The sequence below is a fragment of the Oceaniferula spumae genome (genome assembly GCF_042849255.1).
Taxonomy (GTDB): domain Bacteria; phylum Verrucomicrobiota; class Verrucomicrobiia; order Verrucomicrobiales; family Akkermansiaceae; genus Oceaniferula; species Oceaniferula spumae.
Window position 1 is genome coordinate 2,167,633 of record NZ_AP026866.1, and the last position, 16,297, is coordinate 2,183,929.

15 protein-coding genes are annotated in these 16,297 nt (G+C 50.8%); 8 read left to right on the forward strand and 7 right to left on the reverse strand.

What is annotated here, in order from left to right; all coding sequences use genetic code 11:
* Nucleotides 1–30: 30 nt before the first annotated feature.
* The 7 genes from cysN to ACSPJT_RS09000 form a co-directional block, all read right to left on the reverse strand.
* Nucleotides 31–1,335: a sulfate adenylyltransferase subunit CysN gene (cysN, locus tag ACSPJT_RS08970; RefSeq protein ID WP_435896039.1), complete on the reverse strand. Its 1,305-nt coding sequence runs from the start codon at nt 1,333–1,335 to the stop codon at nt 31–33.
* Between the two features lie 48 nt (nt 1,336–1,383).
* Nucleotides 1,384–2,289 carry a sulfate adenylyltransferase subunit CysD gene (gene cysD / locus ACSPJT_RS08975; protein ID WP_435896040.1) on the reverse strand — a complete coding sequence of 302 codons (906 nt, stop codon included), beginning with the start codon at nt 2,287–2,289 and terminating at the stop codon, nt 1,384–1,386.
* A 48-nt stretch (nt 2,290–2,337) separates the two neighbouring features.
* Nucleotides 2,338–2,940, reverse strand: a complete 603-nt coding sequence (gene cysC, locus ACSPJT_RS08980) for an adenylyl-sulfate kinase (RefSeq protein WP_435896041.1) — start codon at nt 2,938–2,940, stop codon at nt 2,338–2,340.
* 236 nt (nt 2,941–3,176) lie between these two features.
* Complete coding sequence (sufD, locus tag ACSPJT_RS08985) at nt 3,177–4,346, reverse strand: Fe-S cluster assembly protein SufD (RefSeq protein ID WP_435896042.1); 1,170 nt, start codon at nt 4,344–4,346, stop codon at nt 3,177–3,179.
* Nucleotides 4,347–4,387: 41 nt separating this feature from the next.
* Complete coding sequence (gene sufB, locus ACSPJT_RS08990) at nt 4,388–5,821, reverse strand: Fe-S cluster assembly protein SufB (protein WP_435896043.1); 1,434 nt, start codon at nt 5,819–5,821, stop codon at nt 4,388–4,390.
* A 24-nt stretch (nt 5,822–5,845) separates the two neighbouring features.
* The gene (gene sufC, locus ACSPJT_RS08995; RefSeq protein ID WP_435896044.1) at nt 5,846–6,601 is read right to left on the reverse strand and encodes a Fe-S cluster assembly ATPase SufC; all 756 of its coding nucleotides are present in this window, start codon (nt 6,599–6,601) and stop codon (nt 5,846–5,848) included.
* 25 nt (nt 6,602–6,626) lie between these two features.
* The gene (locus ACSPJT_RS09000; protein WP_435896045.1) at nt 6,627–7,058 is read right to left on the reverse strand and encodes a Fur family transcriptional regulator; all 432 of its coding nucleotides are present in this window, start codon (nt 7,056–7,058) and stop codon (nt 6,627–6,629) included.
* A 342-nt stretch (nt 7,059–7,400) separates the two neighbouring features.
* Here ACSPJT_RS09000 and ACSPJT_RS09005 point away from each other — a divergent pair, with 342 nt between their 5' ends.
* The 8 genes from ACSPJT_RS09005 (at nt 7,401) to ACSPJT_RS09040 (ending at nt 16,285) form a co-directional block, all read left to right on the forward strand.
* Nucleotides 7,401–8,933, forward strand: coding sequence for a hypothetical protein (locus ACSPJT_RS09005; protein WP_435896046.1), 1,533 nt, complete (start codon nt 7,401–7,403; stop codon nt 8,931–8,933).
* 272 nt (nt 8,934–9,205) lie between these two features.
* Nucleotides 9,206–10,729 carry a hypothetical protein gene (locus ACSPJT_RS09010; RefSeq protein WP_435896047.1) on the forward strand — a complete coding sequence of 508 codons (1,524 nt, stop codon included), beginning with the start codon at nt 9,206–9,208 and terminating at the stop codon, nt 10,727–10,729.
* Between the two features lie 51 nt (nt 10,730–10,780).
* Nucleotides 10,781–11,539 carry a class I SAM-dependent methyltransferase gene (locus tag ACSPJT_RS09015; protein ID WP_435896048.1) on the forward strand — a complete coding sequence of 253 codons (759 nt, stop codon included), beginning with the start codon at nt 10,781–10,783 and terminating at the stop codon, nt 11,537–11,539.
* A 12-nt stretch (nt 11,540–11,551) separates the two neighbouring features.
* A complete protein-coding gene (locus tag ACSPJT_RS09020) occupies nt 11,552–13,102 on the forward strand; it encodes a hypothetical protein (RefSeq protein WP_435896049.1) in 1,551 nt (516 codons plus the stop codon).
* 283 nt (nt 13,103–13,385) lie between these two features.
* Complete coding sequence (locus ACSPJT_RS09025) at nt 13,386–13,940, forward strand: BON domain-containing protein (RefSeq protein ID WP_435896050.1); 555 nt, start codon at nt 13,386–13,388, stop codon at nt 13,938–13,940.
* 97 nt (nt 13,941–14,037) lie between these two features.
* Nucleotides 14,038–15,417: a sigma-54-dependent transcriptional regulator gene (locus tag ACSPJT_RS09030; RefSeq protein ID WP_435896051.1), complete on the forward strand. Its 1,380-nt coding sequence runs from the start codon at nt 14,038–14,040 to the stop codon at nt 15,415–15,417.
* A 14-nt stretch (nt 15,418–15,431) separates the two neighbouring features.
* Nucleotides 15,432–15,650: a histidine kinase dimerization/phospho-acceptor domain-containing protein gene (locus ACSPJT_RS09035; RefSeq protein ID WP_435896052.1), complete on the forward strand. Its 219-nt coding sequence runs from the start codon at nt 15,432–15,434 to the stop codon at nt 15,648–15,650.
* A 395-nt stretch (nt 15,651–16,045) separates the two neighbouring features.
* Nucleotides 16,046–16,285 carry a hypothetical protein gene (locus ACSPJT_RS09040; RefSeq protein ID WP_435896053.1) on the forward strand — a complete coding sequence of 80 codons (240 nt, stop codon included), beginning with the start codon at nt 16,046–16,048 and terminating at the stop codon, nt 16,283–16,285.
* Nucleotides 16,286–16,297: the final 12 nt, after the last annotated feature.

Consider the following 16,297-nt stretch of genomic DNA (forward strand, 5'->3'; position numbering starts at 1 on the left):
AACCTTTACAAGAGGTCGAGGTGGTAACAATTACGCGATCATGCCCGCAGCCACTGTTTCATTGGTCATTGCATCGATTAAAATGAATGAGCCGGTGGTGCGGTTGCGCTTGTAGGCATCGTAAATCAATGGTGCCGATGTGCGCAGACTGATGCGACCGATGTCGTTGAGTCGGAACTCGAGGTCATCTTCAAGCTTATGCAGAGTGTTGATGTTCACCTTATAGTTCACGGCCTTGATGATGGCTTTGGCCTCGCGAGAGGTGTGGCGGATGATGTATTTTCCGCGTGCCTGCATAGGCTTGTCAGAGAACCAGCAGATCATGGCATCGATATCCTGACCGACGTGCGGTGGGTTGTTCGACTTCACGATCATGTCGCCACGGGAGATATCAATTTCGTCCTCCAGAGTGATCGCGACAGAAAGCGGGGCATAGGCCTCCTCGACTTCTTTACCATCCGAGTGAATGCCTTTGATCTTGGTGGAAAATCCGGACGGTTGCACGGTGACATCGTCGCCAGGTTTGAAGACTCCGCCTGCCACACGGCCAGCGTAGCCGCGGAAATCGTGCCATTTGTCCGACTGAGGGCGGATGACCCACTGCACGGGGAAGCGTGCTTCGACGTGATTTTCCTGATTTCCGATGTAGACGGTCTCCAGATGATAGAGCAGGGAAGATCCCTGATACCAATCCATGTTTTCGGACTTATCCACGACGTTGTCGCCGTTAAGCGCGCTGATCGGAATGAAAGTGATGTCGACCACGTTATCGAGACGGGAGGCAAAGTCTTTGTAATCGGAAACGATCTTGTCGTACACCTCCTGCGAGTAATCGACGAGATCCATCTTATTCACACAGACAACGATGTGCTGGATACGGAGAAGGCTAGCGATGAATGAGTGGCGGCTAGTCTGCTCGATCACTCCTTTACGCGCATCCACCAGAATGATGGCAAGGTTGGCGGTGGAGGCACCGGTCACCATGTTACGTGTGTATTGGATGTGTCCGGGGGTGTCAGCAATGATGAACTTCCGCTTGGGTGTGGCGAAGTAGCGGTAGGCCACATCGATGGTGATCCCCTGCTCGCGCTCAGCCTTGAGGCCGTCGGTCAGCAGTGCCAGGTTCACATTTTCGTCACCTCGAGATTTACTGGATTGCTCAACAGCTTCCATCTGATCTTCGAAAGTGTTTTTGGAATCGTAGAGCAAACGACCGATGAGGGTGGACTTTCCGTCATCGACGCTGCCAGCCGTGGTGAAACGGAGCAGGTCCATGTCGAGATAACCCGTAGTGTCAGCGGACGATGGGAGATCGGAAGTAGAGGAAGAAGACATTGGAAAAATAGAATAGTTAGAGATGAATCAGAGAGAATGAAGGGCGGCTTAGAAGTATCCTTCTTTTTTGCGGTCCTCCATGGCGGTCTCGGAACGTTTGTCATCAGAGCGGGTTCCGCGCTCGGTCTGGCGGGCGGAGGCTACCTCCTGAATAACGGCATCGATGTCAGCTGCTGGAGATTCGACGGCTCCTGTGCAGGTGGCATCACCGATGGTGCGGAATCGGACGATTTTCTTCTCTACAACCTCGTGGTCCTGAACGGTCACGAAATCTGTGACGGCGAGTAAGGAACCGTTGCGTTCGAACACTTCGCGTTCGTGTGAGAAGTATATGTGCGGAAGATCGATGTTCTCTTTTTTAATATACTGCCAGACGTCCATCTCAGTCCAGTTAGACAGAGGGAAGACGCGGAAATGTTCGCCGTGCTGTTTACGACCGTTGAAGATGTTCCAGAGTTCGGGGCGCTGGTTCTTCGGATCCCATTGGCCAAAATCATCACGATGGGAAAAGAAGCGTTCCTTGGCGCGGGCCTTTTCCTCGTCGCGGCGACCTCCACCGAGAGCGGCGTCGAACTGATGCTCCTCGATGCCATCGAGCAAGGTAACAGTTTGCAGGCCGTTACGGCTGGCATTGGCTCCCTTTTCTTCGGTGACGCGGCCTTTATCTATGGATTCCTGAACGCTGGCGACCACCAGACGGGCTCCGATTTTCTCGATGAACTGGTCACGGAAAACCATGGTCTCAGGGAAGTTATGCCCAGTGTCCACGTGCATGAGGACAAAAGGAATCCTGGCCGGTGCAAATGCCTTGTAGGCGAGGTGCGCCATCACAATGGAGTCCTTGCCTCCGGAGAATAACAGAACGGGATTTTCAAACTGAGCCGCTGTCTCGCGGAGAATGAAAATAGCCTCGGACTCGAGGTGATCGAGGTGACTGAGTGCGTAAGATGCCATGACGGTTAGGAAAATGAGTGTGGGTTATGTCTCGAATCGGTTAGTCTGTTATAATGTCACTCTTGGGGTGACGACGGACAACAGTTGCTCCAGGCAGGCGTCGAGTGAGTGGTCTTCTGTGTTGAGAACGACATCGGCATGAGCCGGCTCCTCGAACGCGGAGGCTTGTCCAGTAAAGTTCGCTATTTTACCAGCTTCGGCTTTGTCATAAAGCCCCTTCACATCGCGCTGGCGGCAGGCTTCAAAGGAAGCTTTGACATAGACCTCAAGAAAATCAGCCCCACCAATGATCTCACGAGCAGACTGACGAAAAGCTTCGCGCGGGGTGATGACCGATACCAACACGATGGATCCCGTGCGCACCACTGCCTTCGCCATTTCGGCCACCCGGCGGATGTTTTCGCACCTGTCCTCATCGGTGAAACCCAGGTTGCTGTTGAGGCCACTGCGGAGGTTATCGCCGTCGAGCATCGTCACCAGCCGACCAGAATCATGCAATTTACGCTCCAGAGCATTGGCTATCGTTGATTTTCCAGATCCGGAAAGCCCGTAAAGCCAGATCACCAGACCGCGCTGGCCGAGTAGATTCTCTTTTTCCTCACGCGGCACCTGCCGCTGGAATTCCGGATGGATGTTGCTGCCCTCTGCCATTTAACAATTTATATTTTATCCTCTAAAAAGCTCTAACCGCCGGTTACGCACGCTACCGCCCTTGGTCGATTGGCCGCGATCAGGCCAAAACCATGTGATTCAGTGAAAAAATGTATGAGCCACATGGAAAAATCCCACCTCTGGCTGCTGAGAACAGACCACAGAGGCGGGTGTTTGTTCAATAAAAAATGAACAATTTAATTTTTATGAAATATCGATTACGCTTGCCAAACGAATTAGATGGCTACGAATTTGCGATCCAAGGCTTCCATAACGACCTCTTCGAGTCGCTCATTGCCTAGTCGCTCGATGACATCCACAGAAAATCCGTTCGCTATCAAACGTCGAGCACTGTGAGGCGGAATACCTCTGGCGCAGAGATAGAAAATCTCTTCGTCGCTGATACTTGCGGAGGTGCTGCCGTGGGAACATTTGACCTGATCGGCATTGATCTCCAAACCTGGCATTGAGTTCGCCTCGGTGGAATCTTCCATGAGCAGATTACGGCAAGTCTGGTAGGCATCGGTGTAATGCGCCCCTTCGTCCACCAGAATCAGACCGGAGAAGACCGTCTTGGAATTTCCGTAGAGAGTGTTCTTGTAGAGCAGGTCACTGTTCGTGTGTGGAGCTGCGTGCTGCTGATAGGTGCGCTGGTCATACTGCTGGCTACCGGCAGGAATGGAACAGGACAACATATCCGAGTGAGCCCCCTCACCTGTCATCAGGCTGAGAGCTTCGTTTCTTGCCCACTGGGCTCCGGTGTTCAAAGTGAATGCCGTAGCGTGCGCATCGCGACCGACCTTGGTCACATTGACCTGGATCATGCGACTCACCAAGTTCAGCTCCTGCACTGCGCAGTAAGTGAGCTTGGAGCCATCGCCCGCGATGAGATCGTTCACAGCGATACAGAGGCTGGTGTCGTCCTCGTTAGCACTTGAAAAGCGATCCAACACACTGACCTCGGCATTTTTACCGGTGATGATCAGAGTGTGAGGGAAAGCTGTTTTGTTAGAACCGGAAATCACGTGGCTGACTTCGATAGGTTGTTCGACTTTCACACCATCAGGGACGTAAACAAACAGCCCGCTTTTCACATTAGCTTTATGCAGCGCAGCAAATTTGGCAGAGCCGAGACGCGTCTCGCTCTTCATGAAGTGTTCTTTCACCAAGTCTCCGTGTTGCTCAAGAGCATCCTCAAATGGCAGGCAGATGACGCCATCCGGAAGGGCTGGGATTTGGTAGTGGATTTCACTGGATTCTTCGGGGGTAAAATCCTCGAAGTCGAGTTGCTTGAGATTTCCGAACCTCCAATTTTCATCGCTGCGCGACGGCATTGGGAGATCCTGATATTCCTTGATGGCAGATTGTTGCAGGTCAGCAAACCATGCAGGCAAAGTAGCGGTCATGTAATAAATATTGTGTAAAAATTTCTAATTGATCAGTCGTGTTAGCCGACACTACCTTCCATTTCGAGGTCGATGAGGCGTTTTAGTTCTACACTGTATTCCATTGGGAACTCACTGACGAGGTCGTTGATGAATCCGTTGACAGCCAAGGACATGGCGGCGGCTTCTGAGATACCTCGCTGCTGCATGTAGAAGAGCATTTCCTCACTCACCTGAGAGACGCTGGCCTCGTGCTGGGTGACGTGCTGGTTACCTCTCACAGTGATGGCGGGGTAAGTATCAGTCTTGCTGTTAGCATTGATCATCAAGGCATCACACTCGGTGTTGTTCTTGCAGCCTTTGAGGTGCTTGGGAATGTGAACCTGACCGCGGTATGTGGCGCGGCCTTCTCCTACGGAGATGGATTTGGACACAACGTTGGAAGTGGTGTTGTCCGCTGCGTGAATCATCTTGGCACCGGTGTCTTGATGCTGGCCGCTGTTAGCAAGTGCGATGGAAATTACTTCGCCGCGAGCACGCTCCCCCTTCATGACAACACCAGGGTATTTCATGGTGAGGCGAGAGCCGATGTTACAGTCGATCCAACGAACCTCGGCGTCTTCATGCGCCAAGCCGCGCTTGGTGACGAGGTTGAAGACATTGGAACTCCAGTTCTGCACGGTGACATACTGGATTTTGGCACCTTTCATGGCAACAAGCTCGACCACAGCGGAGTGCAGGGTGGATGTTTCAAATTTCGGTGCGGTGCAGCCCTCCATATACATCACCTCGGAACCTTCGTCGGCGATGATCAGGGTGCGCTCAAACTGCCCGAAGTTCTCGGAGTTGATGCGGAAATAGGCCTGCAAGGGGTGCTTCACCTTCAACCCTTTGGGGATGTAGATGAACGATCCGCCAGAGAAAACAGCGCTATTCAAGGCTGAGAATTTATTGTCACCGGTGGGGATGACTTTGCCGAACCATGGGCGGAAGATTTCCTCATGCTCTTTCAAGCCTTCCTTCGAGTTAACGAAGATCACACCATCTTTTTCCAGCTCTTCCTTGACGTTGGAGTAGGCGGCTTCGGAGTCATACTGAGCCTCAACACCTGCGAGAAACGCCCGCTCTTGCTGGGGAACACCGAGGCGCTCGAAGGTTTCTAACACTTCAGGAGGAACTTCGTCCCAGCTACGCTTGGGAGCTTGCCCATCTGAGAGGTAGTAACGGATCTTATCGAAGTCGATATTTTCAAGATCCTTGGTCGCCCAATGCGTGGGCATTGGTTTTTTGAGAAACGTCTCCAGACCTTTGTGACGGAAGGCACGTACCCAGTCGGGATCGTCCTTGACGTCACTGATGTAATCCACGGTAGCAGCGGAAAGACCGGTGCCGGCGTCAAATTTGTGGTTTTCAGGAAAACTGAAATCGCCCTTGGCGCGATCTACGTCGATCGCCTCCTGGGTTTCCAGATCGATGGTGCTGGTGTCGTAGCTCATGTTAGATTAGTGTGGGGTTTGCGATTAAGCGTTAGTGAGTTCGCCTTCCTTGAGGAAGTCGTAACCGCTTTCCTCAAGCTCAAGGGCTAGCTCTTTGCCTCCGGACTTCACGATCTGACCGTCGCTCATGACGTGGACGTGGTCAGGCTGAATGTAGTCGAGCAGGCGTTGGTAGTGAGTGATGATCAGGAATCCGCGGTCAGGGGAACGCATGGCGTTGACACCTTTGGCGACGATCTTGAGGGCGTCGATGTCGAGACCGGAGTCGGTTTCATCGAGAATGCAGTATTTCGGCTCGAGCATCATCATCTGGAGGATCTCGTTACGCTTTTTCTCTCCACCGGAGAAGCCTTCGTTGACGGCACGGGCAGTGAACTTGCGGTCCATTTCCAGAACATCCATTTTCGAGTAGAGATTCTTGTAGTAGGCTACGGCATCGAGTTCCTCACCTTTGGGCATCCGGGCCTGCAGTGCGGCACGAATGAAGTTGGCATTGGAAACGCCGGGGACTTCGGCAGGATATTGGAATGCGAGGAAGATACCTTCGCGGCTACGCTCATCGACGTCCATTTCAAGGATGTCTTCTCCGTCGAGAGTCACGCTGCCGGACTGCACTTCGTAATCTTCGTGACCAGCGATCACCTTGGAGAGAGTGGACTTACCGGAACCGTTGGGTCCCATGATGGCGTGGATTTCCCCTTTTGGGATTTCCAGATTCACACCCTTGAGAATAGGAGTGTCTTCGATGTTGGCGTGCAGGTCTTTGATGACGAGGCTCATAAGTATAGGTAGTTGTGTATTGAGATTAGTGATTCGGAACCCTGCCGCGCAGGGTGATTTCGAGATTGTCGATCTGAGCTCCCTCGGGCAGCTCCAGGAGATCGGAGAGTTTGGCTCCCTTTTTCAAAGGAATATCGATGATTTGGCCGGTGGCTTCATCGTGGAAGTGGCCGTGCTCGGAAAGATTGGGGCAGTAACGGGATGATTCCCGTTCGAAGTTCACTTGGCGCACGGCGCCGTGCTGGACCAAGGCTTCCAAGCAGTTGTAGACGGTCGCCAGAGAAATACCGGGCATATTGCGCTTGGCTCGTTCGAAAACCTCACCAGCTGTCGGGTGGTCACGGTGAGCCATGAGGACTTTATAGACCTCGCTACGCTGACGAGTCATGCGCAGGCCCTTGACCTTAGGCAGGTCGGCCTGAACTGCATCAAACGCATCTGTGACTTTATTTTCCATCGGCTTCGTATTGCCTGCCCATCTTGGGCGGGTGCGAGGAAAATTAGCTCGGATGCTCTCCCTGACAAGCACTAATTAGAATTATTCTAATTCTAGCCTGTGTCTAGTTGGCTTAATCGATGCTCACATGGCTTGATGATGGAGGGCACGCAATAAAAAAATGGCCCTTATCATCCTCATTCCCGATCAAGATGGCGTTCTGACACCCATCGGACGCCACTTAAGTAATAGAAATCAGCGAATTACGGCGGAATTGCAGATGATCGGTATTCCTAAGCTGGACTCTACAGACAGATCAACATATTCTAACAGGATAATCAGATCGTCCCCCCTCCTGTTTCCATGCAATCTACCATCTCCTACCAAGCGTCTGGCACGCTGCCACGCTTTGCTTGGGCTGCTAAATTCACACCCGAAACTGGCCATATCGAGGTTCATCACGGAGATGGCGTCGAGATTTCTCCAGACGGTACCAAACTAGTGGAGGGTGCTTGGAATGGGGCGTTTTCGGAGTTTGGATTTAACCAATCTACTGTGTTCAGTGGAACGGGGATGGTGAAGAAGCAGGACGAGCTACTTTTCTGCAGCAGCACGGATCGCATTTCTGCGGTATTCAGTGTGCATAAAGACGGAGCCATCTACGTTTCCAATTCCCCGCTTTTCATACTCCAACTCTCAGGCACATCCTTTCTGCCGCTTTATCCCTACTACAACAGCGACATTCTCGCTATTTATCGACAAGGGCTCTACTGTCTCGATGGCACAACCAAACTCGCGGACGGCTACAAATTGCACATTCACCCGAGTGCGATCGTGGCGGTGTCTGCGGATGGCAGCATTGATTGCCGCAGCTACGACGCAGGGCCAGAACCGACCGATTTTGACGACTACAGAAATATCCTCGTCGATGCCTTGAAAGAGCTCTTCAAAAATGGATTGGACCCAGCACGCCACACACCTCTGCAAAGCGCCTCCTCCCTCTCCCGAGGTTATGACTCCAGTGCTACTACCGTGTTGGCCAAGGAAGCCGGATGCCATAAAGTCTATTCGTTTTATGATTCGAAAAGCGACTTCCCTTACTCCGATTGCGGCAATGTTGGCGCAGAGGCGCTAGGAATGGAATGTCACACCTTCGACCGATGGGCTTACCAAAAAATGGACCGGCCAGTGGAAGCCGAGTTCTGTTATCTCTCTGGAGGATCAAATACGCCGCTCGTCGCTATGGAAGATCACTTGCGCGATCACATCTATGTCATCGGGTCTGCTGGTGCCGAAAGCTGGAATACCAAATTGCTCAAGCACTACCATCAGCTGAGCTCCCCATGGTCGCGTATGGTCAGCGGGGTGAGCATTCTGGAGTTCCGTCTCCGAGTGGGATACATCGCCATAGACCCCAGTGTGATAGCGATCAGACACAACCAAGCCATCTTGAAAATTTTCTCCAAAGAAGAAATGCAAGAGTGGTCAGTGGGAGGAAAATACGATCGTCCTGCCGCACGTAGAATTGCAGAACAAGGAGGTCTGCCGAGAGAATTGTTCGGTCTAAAAAAATTGGGCACATCCCATTCCCCCTTGAAGACCAGGGCAGGCTTCTCTGACCGAGGATACTCCAGCTACTCCTCCTTCACGAAAGAATCACACCAGCATTGCAGTCGTATTGCCCGGATATACAGGAAAACCCATTTCGCGATCACCTACTTCTTACGGTATCAGCTGACCAGCAGCGGAAGAAAATACGTGGCATCCACCCCTCTCGCTCGAAAATTCCCCTTCATCCTCAATGCTGCACCCATGCGGATGTCGTGGGATTACGTGTTTGCTCTCCAGTGGGCAGCGAATGCTCTCAAAGAGAGATACTACACTCACAAGCGGTAGAGTGCAGATCAATAATCTGCCTAGTCTTCGTTTCTTGTCAGTGGCCTTCCATACATTGGAAGCACTTACCCCCCTAAAGTGAGTATCGGCTCGTAACGCGCATTCGACTTAGGAAGCGCGTGATTAGATCAAATCATAGAAGAAATCTAACATTTGAGATCACCGGTTGAAAGCTAGACAAAAAATAGTAGCTTCCTCCGAGATCAGGCAAAATGCCGCACACGACCACATGAAGGAATAGATCTCAAACTTCATTTTCATCCTTACACACATTGAACATCACTTACCGCCTCCTCGAATCCCTGCCACGGTTTTCTTGGGGAGCCAAAATACAAATAGCCAATCAGCAGGCAGAAGTTTTTCACGGGAGTGGCGTTGAAATATCAGACAGTGGCCACGCCTTGGTAGAAGGGGCATGGAATGGTTCATTTTCAGATTTTAATTTCGCTAACAGCACAACCTTTAGCGGCACGGGTATTGTGCAGGAGGAAAGCTCCCTATTGTTCTGCAGTAGCACTGACCGATTATCACCGGTCTTCAGCATTCAAAAGGATGGCTACACTTATGTGTCGAACTCCTACGTCTTTGCCATGCAGTTGTCCGACACTGCACCGCACCCCCTCTACCCGTTTTATAACCACGATATTTTAAGACACTGGAGAAAAGGCGACCACGCACAAGCAGGCAGACTGCATCTCGACGATGGTCACTGGATGAATATGCACGTCCGCACGATCGTGACATGCGGTGTACATGGCCAGATAAGCTATCGTAAATATCAGCGGGAAGAATGCCCCAAGGACTATGACCACTACTTCCGTATTCTCTCGGATGCGGTCACAAAGGTGCTGGCTAATGCGCGTGATCCTCTCCGAAAAATACCTTTAGAGAGTGCCGCCGCTCTTTCCAAGGGCTACGATTCATCTGCTACGTCACGATTAGCCAGAGACGCAGGCTGCAAGATTGCGCACACTCTGTTAGACACCAAAGCCGCTGACCCTCATCACGACAGCGGTGCCAAACACGCTGCTGCACTTGGAATGGAATGCCTGGAATTCGACCGTTACGCCTTTCACCAGTTTGATCGACTCGCGGAGCCTGAATTTTGCTTCAACTCCTCTGCCAGCAGTGTGCCTGTATCATCGATGGAAGACGCGCTTGTGAACCGCATCTATGTGACAGCTCCATCCGGCGAGTCGGCTTGGGATCCCAAGGAAGTGGCTCCCTTTGAAAACTTCAGCAGCCCATGGGTCAGACTTCCAAGCGGTCTAAGTCAAATCGAGTTTCGCCTCCGTGTCGGATACATCGTATTCGCGCCACCATCGATCGCCTTGATCCATAACCACGCTCTATTATCCATTGCCAAATCGGAGGAAATGAAACCATGGAATGTCGACAACCCATACAACCGACCAGTGGCTCGGCGAATCGCCGAGACCGGTGGTATTCCTAGCGATGAATTAGGACGGAAAAATTTTGGCGGTGGTCATGCCAGCTTGAAAGAGAATTCCAATTTCTCAAAATTGGGACTCGAGACCTACACCAAATTCAATGCGATGACCAAACAAACGCAGCCTGTTTTAAGATGGCTGTATTGGCGAATCCGCTTCGCTCTAACATATTTTCTCTACTACAAATTATTGAGCAGTAAGAAAAAGTATATCCCCTCGACTCCCATGCAGAGACGCTTCCCATTCATTCTCAACTCTCCGCCGCAGCGTTACACTTGGAAATACGCATTTACATTTCAATGGGGGTATTATGAATTAAAGGAACGATATCAAATCACACGATGACTAAATCTGGATGCTCTTGCGTAATTACCATCTGCATCCGTCATATGTAAAATGACCGACTCGAGAAAAAACAGCACCGCCAAACCGAACTACAGAGAAATATTCAACCACCGGGGTGAAGCCTATCATCAGGCCATGCTGTTGTGTCCGGAGGCACGTGAAAAAGAATTCACTATTCCTCTAGAACTCTTGGAACTCCGGGAAGATCAAGTTCTCTGCGATTTTCCATCGGGCGGTGGGTACATCGGAAAATTTCTTCCAGACCATCTTCAATCCGTCACACTCCACCCGCTCGAAACCAGCGAAGAGTTTGCAGCGCAACAACAATGCTCACTGGCATCCTGGACAGACATCCCCATGGCTGACGCCTCAGTGGACGCGTTTGTCTCGTTGGCCGCACTGCACCACACGGACCAGCGCGAAGAATTCTACCAAGAAGTGTTTCGTTTGTTAAAACCTGGCGGGCGCTTTGTGATCGGCGATGTCATGCTCGGCACCCCACAAGATGCATTCCTCAACGGATTTGTAGACCAGCACAACTCCATGGGGCATGAGGGAGATTTTCTCGATCCGGAAACTGAGGCCGCACGGATGCAAGCAGCCGGCTTCGACATCACCCATAACCAGCTGCACGAGTATCCGTGGAACTTCCTTGATCAGGCTTCGATGACCCAGTTCTGTGCAGGTTTGTTCGGCTTGGATAAAGCCACACCTGAGATGATTTCCCGTGGATTGACTTCCATTCAAAAACAACCCGGTTCAAACCAAATTGATTGGGCGCTGTTATTTATCAGAGGCCACAAACCATGATTGAAAGCTGGGGTGTGTCATGTACCTTGGCGCCGCACCGCTTACATCACAGCCTTGGAAATCGACTACTACCTCTCCGAATCTCTGCCAAAACTCGCGTGGGCCGCAGAATATGACATCGATCAACATCAGACCAAAGTTCGACACGGATCCAGTGTAGAAATTTCTGAACATGGCTTGGTGGAAGGTGCGTGGAATGGCAATTTCCCAGATTACGGATTTGATCTAGCCCCTGTGTCCACCGGCACAGGCATGCGGCAGCGAGAGGACGAACTGCTGTTCTGCAGCAGCACCGATCGATTGAGCCCCCTGTTCAGTTTACAGGTCGGTGGCAAGATTCACATTTCCAACTCGCCGATCTTTCTGATGTCGGAAACTGGCACGAAACCAATTCCATCCTACCCCTACTATGTGCACGATATTCTCCGTGTTTCCCGGCAGGGACTTTACTGTCTGGATGGAGCCATTCCGTTAGATGGCGGAGTATCCATGCACTTGCACATCAGTGCCATTCTCTCGATAGATACTCAGGGAAAGATCACTTACAGAACACATCCCCCTGGCCAATGCCCCTCCGTCTTTGAAGATTATCACGCCCTGCTGAAACGTAGCGTAGCTGATGTGATACAGAATGCAGCCCACCCCGATCGCAAACATCCCCTGCAGAGTGCGGCCGCTCTCTCCGCCGGCTATGATGCCACTGCCTGTGCGGTTTTGGCCAAAGAAGCAGGCTGTACGGAAGCGCATACCTTTTACGACTCGCGAGCGGATGACCCGCATCAAGACAGCGGCGCAGAAATCGCAAAAGCGCTCGGAATGAACTGCAAGGAATTTGACCGCTGGACCTACACCAAGTCATCCGAGCCAGTGGAAGCCGAGTTTGGTTTTTTCTCCACGAATTCCAACGCCACCCTCACCGCTATGGAAGAGGCCTTGAGGGAAAAAATTTACGTCGTCGGATGTGCGGGAGATACATATTGGGAGGAGGATATCGTTCCTTTGACCAAGCAATACAGCAAACCTTGGACACGGGGGATCACAGGTATCAGCCAGATCGAATTCCGACTGAGGGTAGGCTATCAAGTTTTCGCCCCAGCGTACATCAGCGCACGTCACAATCAGGCCATCGCCGAAATCGTCACTTCCGAGGAGATGGCCGAGTGGTCTGTTAGCGATGACTATGACAGACCAGTGCCACGCCGCATCGCCGAACTCGCCGGGGTTCCACGAGAGATTTTCGGCGTGCATAAAAACGCAACGGGCCACTCCAGCCTGACTAAGGACAGATTATTCTCCAAAACGGGTAGAGAGAGATATCAAGCGTTCAAACGCAAGATGTGGCAACAAACCAAGCTACTGACCAAGGTCCGCTATCGGTTGACACACGCAATCTACTACTTCCTAGAATACAAGGTCCTCAAGCGGGAGCGTAAGGTGATGGCTTCCACGCCAGCCCAAAGAAAATACACGTTCATCCTCAACTCCCCACCATTTAAGTGCCCATGGGAGTTCTGTTTCTTATTTCAGTGGGCTTATGACGAAATCAAGCAGCGCTATCGTTGAGGTATACCTCAAGGCACGTTCGTCTGTAGAGGCATAGACTATCGTGCAATACACATCTCAGACATTGCAAACTGCACCATCTCAGAGTGGAAAATTTGTCAAATGCACCCAATTGCCAGACCAAGGATTAAGCAACGGAACCATATGAGATGTTATTAGACAGAGGTGATGCGCCCCTGTAGCTCAAGGGGGCCAAGCAAATGTCGACAAAACAGATCAAGCATCCCCTCGGCGAAACTGGCGAAGCTCTGACAGCTGGCACATATCCTGCGTTAAGAGCACTATGAAAGTTAAACTGTTTCAGTATATCATACCTTTCCTTTGCCTCACGTTCATGTCAGCCAGCCAAGCTGAAGCGGCCACCAGAGGCGACAAACAGATTTATTATGAACTGACAGGCAAAATCAAATCCTCGCACGCTCTGAATGACCAAGCCATCCAAGTGAATGTCCGCGACGGCATGGTCGCATTACGAGGACGCGTCGACACGTTGGCTCAGCACGCTGAAATTGTGAAAACGGTCAAGTCATGTCGTGGTGTGATCTCATTTCACGACGTAATCTACATCACAAAGGGCGCTACTGCTGACGATCAGGTCATCACCCAGAATGTGCTCGCAAAGTTGAGATCGGATCCCGAACTGGATTTCTTAGACATCGAAGTTCACGTCTCAAATTCCCAGTGTCACCTCTATGGCCAAGTATTGAATAAAGAGCAGGCTAAAAGAGCTCATAAAGTGGCCAAACGCGTGCGTGGGGTAGCGAAAGTTTCTGGCCATCTCAAAATCAGCAATGCTCTCACAGAAACAGCTTCTCTAACAACACGGAAAAGTCGATAGTCCCAGTTGCACGCCAAGCTGAAGGTCACTGTTGACAGACCTGAGCCTCCGCCCCCATGGTCATTGAAAGTTCTGAAATGGCCTCAGCCAATAATACATGAAAAACAAGCTCGATATACTCGTCGTCGACGATGAAAAATCCATTAGAGATTCGACGATGATCGCTCTGGAATCTGACGGACACTACGCAGACCCAGCCGATAGCATTAAATCAGCCCAGATCCGCATCAAGGAAGAAGAATACGATCTAGTTTTTCTGGATCTGAAATTGGGCGATGACGATGGTTTACATCTTTTAGAGGAACTTCAGAAATCACATCCCAGATTACCGGTTGTCATCTTCACCGCCTACGCATCAGTAGATACAGCTATCAAGGCGACACAACTAGGTGCATTCGATTATCTGGAGAAGCCGTTTACCCCGGACCAGATCCGCGCGATCATTGCGAAGGTTAAAAAGCAGATTAATACTCAATCTGAAATCAAATCTTTAGAGAGCCAGGTTCACAGTTTACAAGACCAAGTTGTAGCCAATTCCCCGCCTCCTTCGTTTGAGACCACAGACGAAGCTATGCGCGAAACTCTTGATACTCTCTTCAGGTCGGCTCCCACACCTGCATCCATTCTGATCCTTGGCGAGAGTGGAACAGGCAAAAGCGTTGTTGCCAAAGCCATTCACGATCGCAGTCACATCGCAGATAAACCTTTCGTTACCATCAGTTGCCCGAGTCTATCAAAAGAGCTCTTGGAAAGTGAGTTGTTTGGTCACGTCAAGGGAGCCTTCACCGGCGCCGTGAAAGATGCATGGGGCAAGGTCCATGCTGCCAATGGAGGTACACTATTTCTGGACGAAATTGGTGAACTCCCTATGGAAATTCAGCCCAAACTTCTGCGCCTCTTACAAGAACGGGAATATGAGCGCGTTGGTGAAAACAAGATAAGGTCTGCCAATGTCCGCGTTATCGCGGCCACTAACCGCGATTTGAAGCAATGCATCGACGATGGTGAATTTCGTGAGGATCTCTATTACCGTCTCAATGTCATCGAAGTGGAAATGCCCCCCCTGCGCACGCGCCTAACTGATTTGGTCGGCTTCGCTGAGAACTACTTGCGGTACTTTTCCAAACAGATCGCTCGTGATATCTCTGGTTTTTCCAAAGATGGTCTCCAAGCCATTCAATCCTACCCGTGGCCGGGGAATTTGAGAGAGCTTAGAAATGCCATTGAGCGCGCTGCGATCTTATGTCGTAGCCAACAAATTGAACCGGAAGATTTGCCCTCGTTCGATACTTCAAGTAACAGCAACTCGCGAGACGTCGCTCTAGTGGGCAGTGACATCACCCTAGAAGAGTTAGAAGCTGAACACATTAAACGCGTCATGGAAAAATCGACAAGTCTCCAAAAAGCTGCTGAGATCCTTGGCATTGACAAAACAACTTTATATCGCAAAAGAAAGAAATTGGACTCAGTAAATTAACCTCTACCTATCACATGCCTGACAGACAGAAAAATAACGATTCTCTATCATCGATCAGTCACGATCTTAAAAGTCCTCTAACGGGCATTCGTATGATGTCGCACCTACTCTTGGAAAAAAATGTGGGTCCATTAAACGAGAGACAGGAAAAGATGTTGATATCGATCAAGAATGATAGTGAGCGTTTGCTGCAAGCAATCGATAAACACTTTCCGAGTGAGTCTAAGGACTGACCCCTGCGTTATTCGTTTCACGAGTGCAACTTGATTGCGCTTCAATCGGCTGTAGCCAGACACAAATTCGGCAAAGCGCCGGTCTTGGCTCGCCTCCAACATAGCTTGATGCCTGGTTGGAGGCATTTTTCTAAATCAAAGCATAAGCCCACCCCATTTTATGGTGGGCAACACGTTGTCTACCCTTCTTGGAATCCGGTCCGCACAACACTAGGCGTGCATTTCCATGTTGCCATGTGCGTCCTTCCAGAATGGTGCAAAATGCTATGGCTCATCGTGCAAATTGCTTGAATTGAAGCCTACATTGCAAGGTCTTCGGGCTGAATACCCCTTGTAGAATGGACGTTTCCGGGTTGTGCGGCCATTGGCATGCAATCTGTAATGTATCTGTCGTTATGAAAGCAATCACATACTTCCTAGGCACGCTAATCCTATTAGGTGGCGTTATTTACGGACTCATGATGCTGGGGGTCCCCACGGCCGTGCTCATAGTCGTCAGTCTCATCATTGCTGGATTAGGTATTATGGGTGCAGCTAAAGCAGCTGGATCTTCGAAAAAAATAACCCAAACCTCAGCAGACAGCTCGGGGAACACCAGCACGACAGAAACCAAGGTAGAAAATGATGCTATCTAACATAACCCAAAA

Bases quoted from the DNA above. Each gene is read 5' to 3' on its own strand.
- cysD (WP_435896040.1), bottom strand. From the start codon at position 2,289: ATGGCATCTTACGCACTCAGTCACCTCGATCACCTCGAGTCCGAGGCT.
- sufB (WP_435896043.1), bottom strand. From the start codon at position 5,821: ATGAGCTACGACACCAGCACCATCGATCTGGAAACCCAGGAGGCGATC.
- cysC (WP_435896041.1), bottom strand. From the start codon at position 2,940: ATGGCAGAGGGCAGCAACATCCATCCGGAATTCCAGCGGCAGGTGCCG.
- ACSPJT_RS09040 (WP_435896053.1), top strand. From the start codon at position 16,046: ATGAAAGCAATCACATACTTCCTAGGCACGCTAATCCTATTAGGTGGC.
- cysN (WP_435896039.1), bottom strand. From the start codon at position 1,335: ATGTCTTCTTCCTCTACTTCCGATCTCCCATCGTCCGCTGACACTACG.
- ACSPJT_RS09000 (WP_435896045.1), bottom strand. From the start codon at position 7,058: ATGGAAAATAAAGTCACAGATGCGTTTGATGCAGTTCAGGCCGACCTG.
- ACSPJT_RS09030 (WP_435896051.1), top strand. From the start codon at position 14,038: ATGAAAAACAAGCTCGATATACTCGTCGTCGACGATGAAAAATCCATT.
- ACSPJT_RS09025 (WP_435896050.1), top strand. From the start codon at position 13,386: ATGAAAGTTAAACTGTTTCAGTATATCATACCTTTCCTTTGCCTCACG.
- ACSPJT_RS09035 (WP_435896052.1), top strand. From the start codon at position 15,432: ATGCCTGACAGACAGAAAAATAACGATTCTCTATCATCGATCAGTCAC.
- sufD (WP_435896042.1), bottom strand. From the start codon at position 4,346: ATGACCGCTACTTTGCCTGCATGGTTTGCTGACCTGCAACAATCTGCC.
- sufC (WP_435896044.1), bottom strand. From the start codon at position 6,601: ATGAGCCTCGTCATCAAAGACCTGCACGCCAACATCGAAGACACTCCT.
- ACSPJT_RS09005 (WP_435896046.1), top strand. From the start codon at position 7,401: ATGCAATCTACCATCTCCTACCAAGCGTCTGGCACGCTGCCACGCTTT.
- ACSPJT_RS09015 (WP_435896048.1), top strand. From the start codon at position 10,781: ATGACCGACTCGAGAAAAAACAGCACCGCCAAACCGAACTACAGAGAA.